The organism is Pseudonocardia ailaonensis, assembly GCF_039531635.1.
GTDB lineage: Bacteria > Actinomycetota > Actinomycetes > Mycobacteriales > Pseudonocardiaceae > Pseudonocardia > Pseudonocardia ailaonensis.
In genome coordinates, this window is sequence record NZ_BAAAQK010000018.1 from 118,309 (window position 1) to 134,201 (window position 15,893).

The 15,893-nt window shown below is 73.7% G+C and carries 11 protein-coding genes; 6 read left to right on the plus strand and 5 right to left on the minus strand.

The window, feature by feature from the left end:
* Entirely contained in the window at positions 1-1,914 is a 1,914-nt protein-coding gene (locus ABD324_RS22890) for a S9 family peptidase (RefSeq protein ID WP_344420658.1), read from the plus strand.
* A gap of 89 nt (positions 1,915-2,003) precedes the next feature.
* Here ABD324_RS22890 and ABD324_RS22895 read toward each other — a convergent pair whose 3' ends face one another.
* The 3 genes from ABD324_RS22895 to ABD324_RS22910 all read right to left on the minus strand — a co-directional run bounded on the left by ABD324_RS22895 (position 2,004) and on the right by ABD324_RS22910 (position 7,123).
* The gene (locus tag ABD324_RS22895; protein ID WP_344420661.1) at positions 2,004-3,542 is read right to left on the minus strand and encodes a serine/threonine-protein kinase; all 1,539 of its coding nucleotides are present in this window, start codon (positions 3,540-3,542) and stop codon (positions 2,004-2,006) included.
* A gap of 82 nt (positions 3,543-3,624) precedes the next feature.
* A complete protein-coding gene (locus ABD324_RS22905) occupies positions 3,625-5,817 on the minus strand; it encodes an apiosidase-like domain-containing protein (RefSeq protein WP_425565883.1) in 2,193 nt (730 codons plus the stop codon).
* A gap of 79 nt (positions 5,818-5,896) precedes the next feature.
* Complete coding sequence (locus ABD324_RS22910; RefSeq protein ID WP_344420664.1) at positions 5,897-7,123, minus strand: FAD-dependent monooxygenase; 1,227 nt, start codon at positions 7,121-7,123, stop codon at positions 5,897-5,899.
* A gap of 112 nt (positions 7,124-7,235) precedes the next feature.
* On the opposite strand from ABD324_RS22910, the gene ABD324_RS22915 reads away from it, so the two are divergent.
* Positions 7,236-8,732, plus strand: a complete 1,497-nt coding sequence (locus tag ABD324_RS22915) for a lipopolysaccharide biosynthesis protein (protein WP_344420667.1) — start codon at positions 7,236-7,238, stop codon at positions 8,730-8,732.
* A gap of 12 nt (positions 8,733-8,744) precedes the next feature.
* Here ABD324_RS22915 and ABD324_RS22920 read toward each other — a convergent pair whose 3' ends face one another.
* A complete protein-coding gene (locus ABD324_RS22920; RefSeq protein WP_344420670.1) occupies positions 8,745-9,662 on the minus strand; it encodes an ATP-grasp fold amidoligase family protein in 918 nt (305 codons plus the stop codon).
* 246 nt (positions 9,663-9,908) lie between these two features.
* Between ABD324_RS22920 and ABD324_RS22925 the strand changes: the two genes are divergently transcribed.
* The 3 genes from ABD324_RS22925 (at position 9,909) to ABD324_RS22935 (ending at position 12,465) form a co-directional block, all read left to right on the plus strand.
* Positions 9,909-10,895: a glycosyltransferase family 2 protein gene (locus ABD324_RS22925; RefSeq protein WP_344420673.1), complete on the plus strand. Its 987-nt coding sequence runs from the start codon at positions 9,909-9,911 to the stop codon at positions 10,893-10,895.
* 74 nt (positions 10,896-10,969) lie between these two features.
* Entirely contained in the window at positions 10,970-11,950 is a 981-nt protein-coding gene (locus tag ABD324_RS22930; RefSeq protein ID WP_344420676.1) for a hypothetical protein, read from the plus strand.
* A gap of 80 nt (positions 11,951-12,030) precedes the next feature.
* A complete protein-coding gene (locus ABD324_RS22935) occupies positions 12,031-12,465 on the plus strand; it encodes a CBS domain-containing protein (RefSeq protein ID WP_344420678.1) in 435 nt (144 codons plus the stop codon).
* Between the two features lie 72 nt (positions 12,466-12,537).
* Here the strand turns inward: ABD324_RS22935 and ABD324_RS22940 are convergent, their stop codons facing one another.
* Positions 12,538-13,167: a mycothiol-dependent nitroreductase Rv2466c family protein gene (locus tag ABD324_RS22940; RefSeq protein WP_344420681.1), complete on the minus strand. Its 630-nt coding sequence runs from the start codon at positions 13,165-13,167 to the stop codon at positions 12,538-12,540.
* Between the two features lie 157 nt (positions 13,168-13,324).
* On the opposite strand from ABD324_RS22940, the gene pepN reads away from it, so the two are divergent.
* The gene (pepN, locus tag ABD324_RS22945) at positions 13,325-15,862 is read left to right on the plus strand and encodes an aminopeptidase N (protein ID WP_344420684.1); all 2,538 of its coding nucleotides are present in this window, start codon (positions 13,325-13,327) and stop codon (positions 15,860-15,862) included.
* Positions 15,863-15,893: the final 31 nt, after the last annotated feature.

Below are 15,893 nucleotides of genomic sequence, written 5' to 3' on the forward strand. Positions count from 1 at the left end.
GTGTCGTTCACCGAACGGAGGCGGGCCCAGCTCGCCGGGGCGTCCCTCATCCCCCCGGCGTACCGCTCGCCGCTGCCCTCCCCGGACGGCACCCGGCTCGCGTGGATGTCGGACCGGGACGGGCGGCCGCGGGCCTACGTCGGCACCCTGACGGACTCCGTCTCCCCACAGGACGCCCCACCGCAGGACACCCCACCGCAGGACACCCCAGCGCTGGACACCCCGCCGCTGGACACCGAGGTGGACCCGGCCGTGGCCTGCGACGTCGCGGCGATCTCGTGGTCCCCCGACGGCACGTGGCTGGCCTGCGAGGTCGCTCCCGGCGGAGGGGAGCGCACCCGGGTGGTGCTGGTCGACCCGGAGGGCGGCGAACGCCGCGAGATCGCGGAGGGCTCGACCGCGGTGCGGCTCGGGGCCTGGTCCCCGACCGGCCGGCAGCTGGGCGTGACGATCTACTCCGCGCCCGGCGACGGATCCGGGGTGGCCTGCCTGGTCGACGTCCGCGACGGGTCCTCGACGGTGCTGGGCACCGGCCCCGCCGCCACGGTGTGCGCGATCAGCCGGGACGGGCGGCGGGCCGTGCTGCGCAGCGGGCGCCGCGGCGACCGCGGGCTGGAGCTGGTCGACCTGTGGACCGGGCGGCGCACCGAGCTGCTGCCCGGCGGCGGGGCGACGGTCGCGGACGTCCGGTTCGGCGTCACCGGCGGCACCCTGTACGTGCACACCGACGCCGGACGGGAGCGGCCCGCGCTGCTCGCCTGCTCGATCGGCGAGGACGACGTCTCCCTGCTGTGGGAGGTCGCGGCCCGCTCGCACGACGATCTCGACGTCGTCGCGCTCGACCCGGCCGGGGCCCGCGCCGCGCTGGTCTGGAACGTCGACGGGCGCTCCGAGCCGGAGATCGTCGACCTGCGGACCGGGTTCTGCGAGCCCCTCCCGGAGTACGCGGGCGACATCGTGAGCGGGGTCGCCTTCACCCGCGAGGGCGCCGGGCTGCTCGTCGCGAGCGAGGGGCCCGCGGTGCCGCCGCACATCTCCCACATCGCGCTCGACGTCCCGCTCGCCGAGCCGGTGCCGCTGCTGCCCCCGGTCGGGGACTCCGTCGACCTCGTCGATCCCACGCTCGTCGAGCCGACGCTGCACGAGTTCCGCGCCGAGGACGGGCTGGTGCTCACCGGCTGGCTGTTCCGCCAGCGCGGCGGGTTCGGGGCCGCGCCCACGCTCGTCTGGCTGCACGGCGGGCCCGAGGCGCAGGAACGGCCCGTGTTCCATCCGCTGTTCCAGGCGCTCGTCGCCGCCGGCGTGCAGGTGTTCGCCCCGAACGTCCGGGGCTCGGCGGGCTTCGGGCGCACGTTCTCCCAGGCGGACGACGGGCAGCGGCGGTTCACCGCGATCACGGACGTGCGGGCGGCCGTCGGGTTCCTCACCACCTCGGGGCTCGCGGACCCGGCGCGAATCGGCGTGGCCGGGCGCTCCTACGGCGGCTACCTCACGCTCGTCGCGCTGGCCTGGTACCCGGAGCTGTTCAGCGTCGGGGTGGACGTCTGCGGCATGTCCGACCTGCACACCTTCTACGCCGAGACGGAGCCGTGGATCGCCGCCGCCGCCGTCACCAAGTACGGGGACCCGCTCGCGGACTCCGCGCTGCTCGAGTCGCTCTCCCCGATCCACCGGGCAGAGCGGATCACCGCGCCGCTGCTCGTGGTGCACGGCCGCTACGACACGAACGTCCCGCTGGGCGAGGCGGAGCGGATCGTGGCCGCCCTGCGCGAGCACGGCCGGGACCCCCGCCTGCTGCTCTTCGACGACGAGGGCCACGAGACCCACTCGCTGGCCAACCGGGCCGAGTTCGTGGCCGAGGTGGTCGACTGGGTGACGAGGCACCTGCACCCGGCGGCGGTCGCGACCGCCTGACCCCTCGGCGCAGCGTTATGGAGCCATAACGCCCGTTTCGGGCCTCGAAATGTGCGTTATGGCTCCATAACGCGACAGGGGTGGGCGGGTCAGGCGCGGGAGAAGGACTGGATGCGGTTGGCGGCCACGCGGAAGGTGTAGGGCTCGTTGGTCGTCGTACCGTCCGCCCTGGTGAAGACGATCGTCGCGCTGACCTGGCCCTCCCCGCTGGAGCGGGGGTTCTGGACGCTCACCGAGCGGATCCCGGACCAGAACTGGCGGTAGCCGTCGAGGCTGCCCGACGCCGCCTGGGCCTGGCTGCCGAGCAGCGCGTACGCCGAGTCCGGGTCGCCGGGCAGCAGGCCGTAGTAGTTCTGCACGAAGCTCACCGCGTTCGCGTCCGCGGGAGCGCTCGACGGGGTCGGCGACGGCGTGGTGGTGCGCGGCGGGGTCGTGGTGGTCGTCGGCGGGGGCGTGGTCGTGGGCGCCGTGCTCGTGGTCGGGGCCGTGCTGGCGGCGGGCGGCTGGGCCTCGGTGCCGCCGCCGTTCGCGCGCAGGGCGCCGATGAGGATGCCGCCGCCCACCACGAGCAGCACCAGGACCGCGATCAGGATCGGGACGAGCCCGCGGCGGCGACGCCCCGGCCCCGGCGGGCCCGCGGGCGGGGTCGACGGTGGGGGGACCACCAGGGGTGCGGGGAGGTCGGTGAGGGTGCGGGGACCCGTGGCCTTCGCGTCGGCGGCCGGCACCGGGGCGATCTGGGTGGCCGCCGTGAGGGGCGCGGTCGCGCTCATGCCGACCGTCGAGCCGCCGGTGGCGATCGCGGTCAGCGCGTCCCGGGCCTGGCTCGCGGTGGGGCGGTCCGCGGGCTCGTTCGCGAGCAGCCGCATGAGCAGCGCGGTGAGGGTCCCGGCGTGCTCGGGCGGGCGGATCGCGCCGGTGGCGACCTTGTGCAGCAGGGCGTAGGCGTTGTCGTCGAGGCCGAACGGGGGCTCCCCCTCGACCGCGGCGTAGAGGGTGGCGCCCAGGGCGAAGACGTCCGACGCGCTGGTGGGCTCCTGGCCGCGGGCGACCTCGGGGGCGAGGAACGCGGGGGTGCCGGCGATCATGCCGGTGCGGGTGAGCTGCACGTCGTCCACCGCGCGGGAGACGCCGAAGTCCGTGATCTTGGCGCGGCCGTCCTCGGCGATCAGCACGTTGCCGGGCTTGATATCGCGGTGTACTACGCCCGCGGCGTGGGCGGCCGCCAGCCCGTCGGCCACCTGCCGGCCGATCCCGGCGGCCTCGGCGGGCTCCATCGGGCCCTTGCGCCCGAGGACGACCGCCAGCGACTGCGACGGGAGGTACTCCATGACCAGCCAGGGGCGGTCGTCGTGCACCACGACGTCGAACATGCTGATCACGTGGGCGTGCTGCAGGCGGGCCCCGATCCGGCCCTCGCGCAGCAGGCGCTGGCGGGACTCCTCCGCCGCGTCCGCCGGGTTCCCGGTGGTGAGGGCGGCCGCGGCGATCAGCTCCTTGACCGCGACGGTCCGGTTGAGCAGCTCGTCGGTCCCCCGCCAGACCGCACCCATCGCCCCGGCGCCGATCCGCTCCTCCAGCCGGTAACGGTTCCCGATTCGGGGTGCGTCGGCCTCGGGCGGGGTCATGACCGTCAAGGGTAGGCACTCGGCGTGAGGTGGGTGCCAGGTGGTCGCCAGGTGTGGCGCAGTCGGCCCTCGACCCGGCCGGTCACCGGGGCAGGCCCAGTTTGCGGGCGCAGGCGGGCCAGGAGCCGTAGCCGCCGCGGGCGTCGCGGACCTTCGTCGCGATCTCGATCTGCTGCTCCTTGGTGGCCTGGTCGGCCCGGGGCGCGTACCTCGTGCCGCCGAAGTCGGACCAGGTGCCGCGGTCGAACTGGAGGCCGCCGTAGTAGCCGTTGCCGGTGTTGATGGACCAGTTCCCGGAGGACTCGCAGGCGGCGAGGGAGTCCCAGGGGCCTGCGGCGGGTGGGGCGGGCTCGGGCTTCGCCGCTGCCGGCTTGGCCGGCTCCGGCTTGGCCGGCTCGGGTTTCGCGGGCTCGGGTTTCGCGGGCTCGGGTTTCGCGGGCTCGGGTTTCGCGGGCTCGGGTTTCGCGGGCTCGGGTTTCGCGGGCTCGGGTTTCGCCGGTTCCGGTGTGGTGGGCTCCGGCGCGGCGGCGGGCCGGGCCGCGGCGGCCTGGCCGGAGTTCGACGTCGTGGCGGCGGGCTTGCCCGTGTCCGGCGTCGCCGGGCCACCGGTCGTGGAGCCCGCCGACCCAGCGGAGCCCGTCGACACAGTGGGACCCGTCGACGCGGTGGAGCCCGTCGACCCAGTGGGGCCCGTCGAGGTGATGGCGCCGTCCTTCCCCGTGCCGGTGCCCGGGTCGTCGACCACCTCGGCGCCCGGCTGCCCCCAGCCCGCCTTCGCGTCGTCGAGGACCAGGACCCAGTCCCGCTCGTCGCCGGTGCCCTCGGGGGCCTCGAAGGCGGCGGTGCCCGTGGCCTCCACCGGTTCGTCGACCTCGAGGACCTCGCCGGTGCGCGGGTCCACCCAGGAGGCCCGGACCGAGTCCGCGGAGAGGGTGTCGAGATCGACGGTCACGTCCTCGCCCTCGGGGGTGTAGGCGACGAGGAACGAGCCGTCGGACGCGAGGGCGCCGGAGACGCGCGAGCCGCCGGTCGCGCTGCTCCTCAGCGCCTCGTCCGCGGGGCCGAGGAGGCGGTAGGGGCGGGACTCCAGGACCCGTTTGAGCACCCCGAGCTGCTCCGCGGTGTCCTTCCCGGTGCCGGTGCTGCCGGTGTCGCCGGTCGAGCCGCCGAACGTCGTCCCGTTCGCCCCGCCGAGGGCCGCGCGCCAGGCCTCGGCCCGGACGTCGTGCGCCGAGGTGGCGGCCCCGCCGCACCTCTCCCCCTCGACCGGGGGTGAGGTGTCGAGCACCGGCTGCGCCGCCCCGGAGTCCCGGGCGGTCGCGCGGGCGTCCGCCCGGGTGGCGGTGTCCGCGCAGCTCCCGGCGGTGCTGGAGGTGATGTCGGTCGGCCCGGTCGAGCGCGGGCGAGCCGGGTCCGAGCCCGTCGACCCCGCCGCCCCCGCCGACCCCGCCGACCCTGAGGACGAGTCGGCGGGCCCGGAGGGTGAGCCGGTGGAGGAGCCACCCGTCCTCGAGGCCGATCCACCGGACCCGGATCCGTCGGTGCCCGAACCACCCCGTACCGGACCACCCTGTGCCGGACCACCCTGTGCCGGACCATCCGCAGCCGGACCATCCGCAGCCGAGCTCGGGCCCGTCGAACCGGCGGAGTCCCGTCCCAGGTGCTGCACCGGGGCCTCGCTCCCCCCGGCCCGCAGCCCCTTCACCAGCTCCGACCAGATCCCCTCGTGGCCCCCCGCGTCCCCGCCCCCGGTCAGCCACACCACCGACGCGCCGGAGTACCGAGCCCCCAGGAACGCCCCGTACTCCTGCGCGTTGTCCTCCGTGACCAGGCTCCCCGCCTGCCCGTCGCTCCACACGGGCGCGAGGGCGAGGGTGATCCCCGCGGAGGCGGCGTCCGCCACGAGCGTGTCCACGTGCTCCCAGTACCCGCCCGGCGCCGTGTCCAGCTTCCCGAGGTACCCCGAGTACGGCGCGCGGCCGGCCCGGTCCCGTTGCGCGCCGGGCATGATCAGCCCGGCACGGACCACGGTGTAGCCCTGACCGGCGCGGGTGTCGAGGTAGTCGGCCGCCTCGTCGTCGCCCATCGCGGTGAGCAGGTCCCAGCGGGTGTCCGCGAGCCAATAGAACGGCGCCCCGCCCGCGTGGACGAACCACCGCCCCTCCACGCGCACCCCGCCGGGCGGCGCGTCCCGCCACCCCACGACGACGAGCACTCCCGCCAGCACCACCACGACGGCGATCGCCGCCCACACCGTCCGCACCAGTCGACCCACAGGCGGGAGGTTCGCAGCGCGCCCCGCCGGGCGGACCGGAACCGGGATTTCCCGTCACCATGGTGAACGGGGTCGGGCGTCAGCGGATGGGCTCGCCCCTCCGCAGGGCGCGGCGCAGCCGGCGGGCGGAGGTGAGGCGGCGGCGGACCCGGCGGACGGGGTCGATCTGGGTGGCCCGGTGCAGCTGGTAGTGCAGCGGGTGCTGGTCCCCGCGGCGGTCGGACAGCGACCAGGCGAACCGGACGGGATCGGCGTCGAGCCCCTCCGTGGCGACCTCGAACCACTCCATGCTGCGCCGCGCCATGTCCTGGATCGGGCGCATCTGCGCGCGCCGCCGGGCGTCGTACGCCGCCAGGGCAGCGGAGAGGCCCCCGTCGGTCGTCCGAGCAGGGCCGCCGTACACGGCGTCGGCCAGCCCGTACGCGTCCTCCATGGCCAGGACGGTGCCGGAGCCGATGGAGAAGTGGGTGGTGTGCGCGGCGTCCCCGGCGAGCACGAGGTTGTCCCGCCGCCAGGTCGCGTTGCGGACCTCGCGGAACTCCAGCCACGGCGAGGCGCCCATCCCGGGCGGCGCCACGAGGGCGTGGCCGTCGAGGGCGCGGGCGAAGCGGCGCTCCAGCATCCGCATCGCCTCGTCTCCCGGCATCGCGTCGAGGCCCAGGCCCGCCCAGGTCGCGGGCGGGCACTCGACGATGCAGGTGCTGGGGCCGTCGGAGGCGGGGTAGGCGTAGAACCAGATCCAGCCGGCCTCGGTGCGCTCGTAGGCGAAGGTGAAGGCGCGGAACCGCCGCGTGGTGCCGAACCACACGTACTTGTTGCGGCCCTGCGAGACCTCGGTGCCGAAGTGGGTGGCGTGGCGGGTGCGGATGCGGCTGTTGATCCCGTCCGCGGCCACGACGAGGTCCGCGTCCGCGGTCAGCGGGTCGGTGGCGGGGTCGTCGGTGACCTCGGCGCCGAACCGGACGTCCGCGCCGACCGCGACGGCGCGGTCCGCGAGCAGCGACAGCATCCGGGAGCGGCCGACCGCGTAGCCGTAGCGGCCGCCGAGGTGGACCTGCCGCCCGGCGACGTCGACCACCTGGTCGCCCCACAGGTGCAGCGCGCCGCGCAGCGCCGGGGCGCCGACGGGGTCCGCGCGGTAGGCGGCGTCGAGGATGTCCTCACCGAGAGTGACGGCGAAGCCCTGCGCGCTCCCGTACCCGGAGCGCTCCGCGACGACCACCTCGTCCCGGCCACCGGAGCGGAGTCTGGCCTGGATGGCGAAGGTCAGCCCGGCCGGGCCCCCACCCACACACACGATCTTCACTCCGCGCCTCCCACGGTCGCCCAGGGCCACGGCACGGTAACAGAACGCAGTCGCCGACCTGCCCGACGGGGCGCACACCGCATTCTCAGGTGAGCCGTCTAGCGTCAGGAACGTGACCGCGCCCGGCAGCACGCGAGGCGGCCTGCTCGGCCGCCTCCAGGGGCTGCGCGGCGAGCTCGAGATCCCCCTGTTCCGCAACGCCTACGCCCTCATGCTCAACACCGTCGTCAACTCCGGGTTCGGGCTGCTCTACTGGATCTTCGCGGCCCGCACCTTCGACGCGGACGAGGTCGGGCGCGGCAGCGCGCTCGTCTCGCTGATGATGCTGGTGTCCATCCTGACCCAGCTGAACTTCGGGCAGGTGCTGATCCGGTTCCTGCCCCGGGCCGGACGGTCGTCGGCGCGGCTGGTGCTGGTCGGCTACGGCCTCTCGACCACGCTCTCCCTGCTGGCCGCCGCCGGCGTGATGGCCTACTGCCACTGGGCCCGCGCACCGGGCGACCCGCTGCACGTCTCGCTGCCCTTCGCGGTCTGGTTCATGGTGTCCACGGCCGCCTGGTCCGTGTTCAACCTGCAGGACAACGCCCTGACGGCGCTGCGCTCCTCGATGTGGGTCGCGCTCGAGAACGGCGTCTACGGCGTGGTCAAGCTGGTGCTGCTGGTCGTCGTCGCGGGCACGAGCCTGGCCGACGGCGTCTTCACCAGCTGGACGCTGCCCGTCATCGCCCTGCTCGTCCCGGTCAACCTGCTGATCTTCCGCCGGCTGCTGCCGCGCCACCATCGCGCGTCCGCACCGGACGCCGGCCTGCCCGAGCGCGGCACGATCGTCCGCTACATGGCGGGCGACTACGCCGGGCAGATCTTCAACCAGGCCGTCTCGTCGTTCCTGCCGGTCCTGATCGTGCACCTGATGGGGTCCGCGGAGGCCGCCTTCCTGCTGCCCGCGCAGACCGTGTTCATCGCGATGAACCTGCTGACGCAGTCGATCGTGTCGTCGCTGGTGGTGGAGGGGGCGCGGGACGCGGCGCGGGCGCACGAGCACGCGGTCGCGATCGCGAAACGGATCCTGGTGACGGTCGTCCCCGGCGCGGTGCTGGTCGCGCTGGTGGCGCCGTGGCTGCTGCAGCTCTACGGCACCGAGTACCGCGCGCACGCGACGACGCTGCTGCAGCTGCTGATGCTCTCGACGCTGCCGCACCTCGTCGTCACCCTCTACATGACGATGTCGCGGCTGCAGAACCGCACCGGCCCGCTGGCGGTGATCCAGGGCGTGCACGCCGTGGTGATGCTGACCGGCACCATCCTGCTGTCGGGCCGGCTCGGGCTCGACGCCGTGGGCTGGTCCTGGCTCGGGATCGAGACCGGGCTCGCCCTCGCCGTGCTCAGGCCCGTGATCGCCTGGCTGCGTCCCCGCCACGGCGGCCCGGGGCCCGACGAGGACCCGACCACCCTGATCGTCCCCGAGGGGTCGACCGAGCAGACCGTGCGGATCGAACGGCCGCCGATCTGGCCGGCGACGGGCACCCTCGGGCCGGTCGGCCCTATCGGCGGCTACGAGCGCCCCGACGGGGACGATCCGCCGACCGAGCCCTTCCGCGCGGTCCGCTGAGCGGGGGCCGCGTCAGCCGGCGAGCTGGCGCTCCCGCTGCACGAACCGCTCCGGCACGGGCACGCCGTCGCGCCACAGGTCGCCCAGGGCGCGGTCGAACTCGCGCGGCTTGAGCCGCACCAGCCCCCCGCCGGGGTTGTGGGTGATCTCGCCGAAGTAGACGTGCCCGTCGACCTCGTAGAGGTCGATCCGGGCGAACTCGAAGTCGGCACCCAGGGTGCGGGCGATCTCGAGCATCCGGTCGTAGGACGCCGGCCGCGGCGGCAGCGCGTCGGCCTGCGCGAAGCGCCCGGAGATGGCGAACGGGCACCAGTCCGGGTGCAGCAGCGTGGAGGTGTGCGCGCTGAACCGGTCCTGGTCGACGACGACCATCGTCGGCTCGCCGTGGAAGACGAAGAACTTGTGGTCCGCGGGGGGTGTCACGCCGTCCCCCAGGAACTCCTCGACGACGGCCCGGCGCGGCAGCCCCTTGTAGGGCGCCTCGCGCCAGCCGTGCTCGTAGAAGTCGGTGTCGAGCCAGCGGGCGACGGTCGCGCGGATCGCGGCGTGGTCGGCCGCGGCCGGGTCCCGGACGAGCAGGGTCATGTCGCAGCCGTGCGTCCCCTTGACGACGTACGGCCGGGTGCGCGCGGCGAGGTCGAGGTCCTCGGCGCGGTCGACGACCTGGTGCAGCGGGATCAGGTGCGCGGCCCCGATCCGCTCCGCCACGTGCTCGCGGACCGCGTACTTGTCCGCGGTCACGTGGACCATCTCCGGCTGCTCCCGCAGGTTCTTCGCGGCCAGCAGCTGCGAGTACGTCCGCGGCCGGCGCAGGGTCGTCAGCTCGCCCTGGAACAGGGCGTGGTGGGCCACGGCGAAGGCCCGCGGCGGCAGGAACCGCAGGCGGCGCGCAAGCACGACCCGTGCGGCGAACGACGCGGAGAGTGACATTGGGCTGACGATACCGGGTCCGCTAGGCCATTCGAGTGTGCCCCGGCTGGTCGCAGCGACGATCACCCTTTGGGGCGACAGGCAGCCTGCCGAGCGGTCGATCCGGTACCGCTGACCGCTGCATTTCACCTGTTCGGACCGCCCGCAGCACCCCACACCCCGCCGGTCGCAGCCCGGACGCCGCCCACCTTCCGGCTCCGCGCCGGTCGATACGTCCCGCAACGGCCCTTGTTACGGTCCCGGCCCGTGCGGGAAGAAGATGCGGTCGTCTCGGTGATCACGCCGGCCTACAACGTGGGCCGCTGGATCGGCGAGGCCGTCGACTCGGTGCTGGCGCAGACGGAGCGGCGGTTCGAGTACGTGGTCGTCGACGACGGGTCGACGGACGACACGGCGGACGTCGTGCGCGAGCGGGCGGCCCGCGATCCGCGCGTCCGGCTGGTCCAGGTGCCCAACGGCGGCTCCGGCGCGGCCCGCAACATCGGCCTGGCGGCCACGACCGCGCCACACGTCGCCTTCCTCGACGGCGACGACCGCTGGCGCCCGGACTTCCTGCGCCACACGCTGGCCACGCTCGCGACCGCCCCGCCGGAGACCGGGATGGTCTACTGCCACACCCGCGTGATGCTGGAGAACGGCCGGGTCGTGATGGCCCGCTGGCAGCCCACCGGACGCGTCGACCTGGACCGGCTGCTCGCCGCGAACTGCCCGCCGCACAACGGCAGCTCGCTGCTGATCCGCCGCAGCTGCTTCGCCGAGGCCGGGGAGTTCGACGCGTCCCTGCCCAGCACCGTCGACTTCGAGATGTGGCTGCGCATCGCCACCTCGTCGTCGACGCCGCTGATGTGGGGCACCCGCCGCTACCTGCTGGACATGCGGCTCATGCGCACCGGCTCGATCAGCAGCAACCGCACGGCCCGCTTCACGTACCTGGACAAGCTCCTCACCGAGTACGCGCCGCGGATGCAGCGGCTGCACCCGGGCCTGGCCTACGTCCGGCCCGCGGTGTTCGCCTACCGCGACGGCCACGACGACGTCGCCGACAGCTGGGCCGTGCAGGCCCGGGAGGCCGGGACCGGGCAGCTGGCCCGGGACGCGTGGGGGCTCTCGCTACTGGCCTGGAGCACGGCGGGCCGGACCTCGCGGGCGCGGATCCGCGAGGCCCGTGGTCGCGCGCGCGGGCTCGCCTACGCCGGCCTCCCGCGGGCCCGGAGGCTGCTCACCGGCAGCTGAGCATGGCATCTGTCATGCCCGGAACCGGCTGACCGGCACGGGGCGGCGCGGGCCCGCGGCGGGATCGTCGGACCATGCTGACCCGACTCGCCCCCGCAGTGGGGCTGTTCCTGCTCGCCCCGCTGGTGGCCGAGTTCCTGCTCGGCAACCTCCCGGTGACGGCGCTGTTCGCGCTGGTCGCGCTCGCCCCGCTCTACGGCGGCGGCGCGCTGCTCGTCCGGGAGGTCGCCCGGCGCTCCGGCCGCGGCTGGCCGACGATGCTGCTCCTCGGCCTCGCCTACGGGGTGATCGAGGAGGGCATCACCACCCAGTCCCTGTTCAACCCGCACTACCTCGGCACGGACCTGCTGTCGTCGGGGTTCGTGCCGGCGCTGGGCATCGCGGTCCCGTGGACGGTCGGCGTGCTCACCCTGCACACGGTCTGGAGCATCGCGACGCCGATCGCCCTGGTGGAGAGCGTCTCCCGGCGGCGGGGGCCGTGGCTGGGCACGCCCGGACTGGTCGTCACGGCGGTGCTGTTCCTCGCCGGCGGGGTGGCGACGACGGCGCAGCAGCTCTCGAGCGATCCCTTCCGCGCGCCCGCGCCGCAGCTGGTCGGCACGGTGGTGGTGGCCGTGCTGCTCGTCGTCGCGGCGTTCCTCGTGCCGCGTCCCCGCACCGGGAGCACGGCGGGCACCGCCCCGTCCCCGTGGATCCTGCTCGGCCTCACCCTCGCCGCGGGCGTCGTGTGGGAGCTCGTGCCCATGACCTGGTGGGCCGTGGTGGCCTGGGCGCTGCTGCTGGTCGCCGCGCTGCTGACCCTGCCGCGGTGGTCGAAGGCCCCGAACTGGACACAGCGGCACGTCCTGGCCCTCGCCGCCGGCACCACGCTCACCTACGCCTGGCATGCCTTCGGAGAGACGCCGGTGTTCCCCTCGTCACCCACCGCCGATCTCGTGGGCAACGCGCTCTTCGCCGCCGGCGCGGTCGCGCTGCTGGTCGTGGCGTGGGTGCGGGTCTCCCGGGCGGCCGGTGCCGCGGACCGCTCGGCGACGCCGGTACGCGCGAATGCGTGATTCACCGGCCCGATTCCCTGCCGAAATCCGCGGGCGGGCGCATCATGAGGGCATACCGGCGAGTGGTGGAGGTAAAGGCGATGAAGATTGCAGACATCCTCGACACGAAGGGTCGGACCGTGCACACGGTGCTTCCCTGGGCCACGGTGGCCGATGCGGTGAACCGGCTCGAACGGCTCGGCGTCGGCGCGCTCGTGGTCTGCGACGGGGACCATCGGATGGTCGGGATCCTGAGCGAACGAGACCTCATCCGTGAGCTCTCCCGGAGAGGACCGGCCCTCCTCGAGATGCGGGTGGACGAGGTCATGACCAGCAAGGTCGCCACGGCGTCGCTGGGCGAGCCGATCGGGACGGCGATGGCGAGGATGACCAGGGACCGCTACCGGCACCTGCCGGTGACCGATCGCGGCGCGCTCGTCGGGATGGTCTCGATCGGCGATCTCGTGAAGGCCCGGCTGCGCGACATGGAGCTCGAGACCGGGGTCCTGCGGGACATCTTCATCGCCGCCCACTGATCGCCGGGGAAATCGCCCGAAATGCCACGAGCGGCACTTCTCGTACGGAAGTGCCGCTCGTTTCATGAAAGCTCAGTAATCGAAGTTCGGGTCCTCGGTGCGGGTCCGCTTCAGCTCGAAGAAGTGCGGCCAGCCGGCCAGCAGCCGGGCGCCGTCGAAGACCTTGCCCGCGTCCTCGCCGTGCGGGACCTTCGAGATCACCGGGCCGAAGTACGCCACGCCGTCGACGTGCAGCACCGGGGTGCCCACGTCCATGCCCACCGGGTCCATGCCCGAGTGGTGCTCGGTCGTCAGCTTCTCGTCCCACTCGGTGGAGGCCGCGGCCTCGGCCAGCTCGGCGGGCAGGTCCTGCTCCGCGAGGGCCTCCTTGATCACGACGTCGAAGTCCTTGTTGCCGCCGTTGTGGATCCGCTCCCCCATCGCCCCGTAGAGCGGGCGGACGACCTCGCGCCCGTGCGCCTCGGCGGCGGCGATCAGCACGCGGACCGGGCCCCAGGCCTTCTTCATCATCTCGACGTACTGCTCGGGGAGATCACGGCCGGAGTTCAGCACGGCGAGGCTCATCACATGGAAGTTCAGGTCCAGGTCGCGGACCTTCTCGACCTCGAGGATCCACCGGGACGTCAGCCACGCCCACGGACACAACGGGTCGACCCAGATGTCGACAGCGGTCTTCTCCGTGCTGGTCTCCGGGCTGGTCACGGGCACTCCGATCGTCGAGGAAACACACTCCCGTGACAGCCAACCACCGGTCGCCGCACCGTGTTCCCCCGGCGGCCGTAATGCCGGGGGCGCCGCACCGCCGCCCGTGATTGGATGCGTTCACGCCACCCCGTGATGGAAGGACCGCCACCCGCCCATGGCCCCGCCGAACCTGACCCGCGCCGACGCCGAGCGCCGCGCCGCCCTGCTGGACGTCTCGTCCTACGTCGTGGATCTCGACCTCACGGACGGCTCCGGCGCACCCGGCGAGAAGACCTTCGCCTCGACCGTCACCGTCCGGTTCGCCTGCGCCGAGCCCGGCGCGGGCTCCTGGATCGACTTCGTCGGCGCCTCGGTGGAGTCGGCCACGCTCAACGGCACCGCCCTGGACGTCTCGGGCTACCGGGAGGACGACGGGCTCGCGCTGCCCGGCCTCGCCGCGGACAACGAGCTCACGCTGGTCACGGTCGCCGAGTACACGAACACGGGCGAGGGCCTGCACCGCTTCGTCGACCCGGTCGACGGCGGGGTGTACCTCTACTCCCAGTTCGAGACGGCGGACTGCAAGCGGATGTTCGCCTGCTTCGACCAGCCGGACCTCAAGGCGCGCTACACCCTCACGGTGACCGCCCCGGAGGACTGGAAGGTCGTCTCCAACGCGGTGGCCACCGTGGAGAAGGGCGTCCACCGCTTCGCCGAGACCGAGATCATGTCGACGTACCTCGTCGCGCTGATCGCCGGCCCGTACGCGAGCTGGCACGACTCCCACGACGGCATCCCGCTGGGGATCTTCTGCCGCGCCAGCCTCGCGCCGCACATGGACCACGAGCGGATCTTCACGGAGACGAAGCAGGGCTTCGACTTCTACCACCGCAACTTCGGGATCCGGTACCCCTTCGGCAAGTACGACCAGCTCTTCGTGCCGGAGTTCAACGCGGGCGCGATGGAGAACGCGGGCGCGGTGACCTTCCTGGAGGACTACGTCTTCCGGTCCCGGGTCACCCGCAGCCTCTACGAGCGCCGCGCCGAGACGATCCTGCACGAGATGGCGCACATGTGGTTCGGCGATCTCGTGACCATGCGCTGGTGGGACGATCTGTGGCTCAACGAGTCCTTCGCCACCTGGGCGTCGGTGCTCTGCATGGCCGAGGCCACCGAGTACTCGGAGGCGTGGACGACGTTCGCGAACGTCGAGAAGTCCTGGGCCTACCGCCAGGACCAGCTGCCGAGCACGCACCCGATCGCGGCGGACATCCCGGACCTGCAGGCCGTCGAGGTCAACTTCGACGGGATCACCTACGCCAAGGGCGCCTCGGTGCTCAAGCAGCTGGTGGCCTACGTGGGGCTCGAGCCCTTCATGGCGGGCCTGCGCGCGTACTTCGAGGCCCACCAGTGGGGCAACGCGACGTTCGACGACCTGTTGGGCGCCTTGGAGAAGGCCTCCGGCCGGGACCTCTCCGACTGGGGTGCGCAGTGGCTGCGCACCACCGGGCTCAACCTGCTCCGCCCCCAGTTCGAGCTCGACGACTCGGGTCGGTTCACGAGCTTCGAGATCGTGCAGGGCGGGGCGCGGCCGGGTGCCGGGGAGACCCGGACGCACCGCGTGGCCGTCGGGATCTACGACGAGGACGCGAACGGCAGGATCGTGCGCACCGAGCGGATCGAGGTCGACGTCGCGGGCGACCGTACGGCCGTCGACGCCCTGGTGGGCACCCACCGCGGCACCCTCATCCTGGTCAACGACGACGACCTCACCTACTGCGCGCTGCGGCTCGACCCGGGCTCGCTGACCACCCTGATCGACCGCATCGGGGACATCGCCGAGCCGCTGCCGCGCACCCTGTGCTGGTCGGCGGCCTGGGAGATGACCCGCGAGGCCGAGCTCAAGGCGCGCGACTTCGCCACCCTCGTCTCCGGCGGGTTCTCCCGCGAGACCGAGATCGGCGTGCTGCAGCGGCTGCTCCTGCAGGTGCAGACGGCGGTGGCGTCCTACGCGGACGAGACGTGGGCCGCGGAGTCGGGCTGGCCGATGCTGGTCGACGCCCTGCTGCGGCGCCTCGAGTCGGCCCCGGCCGGCTCCGACACCCAGCTCGCGACGGTCAACTCGCTCGCCGGCTGCGTCCTCTACACCTCCGTGCTCGAGGGCATGCAGGACTGGCTCCGCGGCGTCGACGTGCCCGAGGGGCTCACCGTCGACACCGACCTGCGCTGGCGGCTCCTGCACGCGCTCGTCGCGCACGGGCACGCCGGCGAGGCGGAGATCGAGGCGGAGCACCGCCGCGACCCCACCTCCACCGGCCAGCGGCAGGCGGAGCGGGCCCGCGCGCTGATCCCCACCGCCGACGCCAAGGCCCGGGCCTGGGACCGCGCGGTGCACGACGACGAGCTGCCCAACGCCGTCAACGAGGCGATCATCGGCGGTTTCGCGCACCCCGTCCAGCGCGCGCTGCTCGCGCCCTACGTCGAGAAGTACTTCGCCGAGGTGTCGGACGTGTGGGCGCGGCGGACCTCGGAGCGGGCGCAGAGCATGGTGCTCGGCCTGTTCCCGAGCTGGGCGGTGGAGAAGTCCACGGTGGACGTCGCGGACGCCTGGCTGGCCGACGAGAGCCACCCCCCGGCCCTGCGCCGCCTGGTCTCCGAGGGACGGGCAGGAATCGTCCGAGCCCTGGCCGCCCGCGAGTTCGACCGCTCCTGACAGGGCGTCATGGAGCCACAACGTCCGTTTC

What these genes read in the sequence shown, in the direction of transcription:
- ABD324_RS22895 (WP_344420661.1), bottom strand. Translation starts at nt 3,542, where the DNA reads ATGACCCCGCCCGAGGCCGACGCACCCCGAATCGGGAACCGTTACCGG.
- ABD324_RS22920 (WP_344420670.1), bottom strand. Translation starts at nt 9,662, where the DNA reads ATGTCACTCTCCGCGTCGTTCGCCGCACGGGTCGTGCTTGCGCGCCGC.
- ABD324_RS22930 (WP_344420676.1), top strand. Translation starts at nt 10,970, where the DNA reads ATGCTGACCCGACTCGCCCCCGCAGTGGGGCTGTTCCTGCTCGCCCCG.
- ABD324_RS22935 (WP_344420678.1), top strand. Translation starts at nt 12,031, where the DNA reads ATGAAGATTGCAGACATCCTCGACACGAAGGGTCGGACCGTGCACACG.
- pepN (WP_344420684.1), top strand. Translation starts at nt 13,325, where the DNA reads ATGGCCCCGCCGAACCTGACCCGCGCCGACGCCGAGCGCCGCGCCGCC.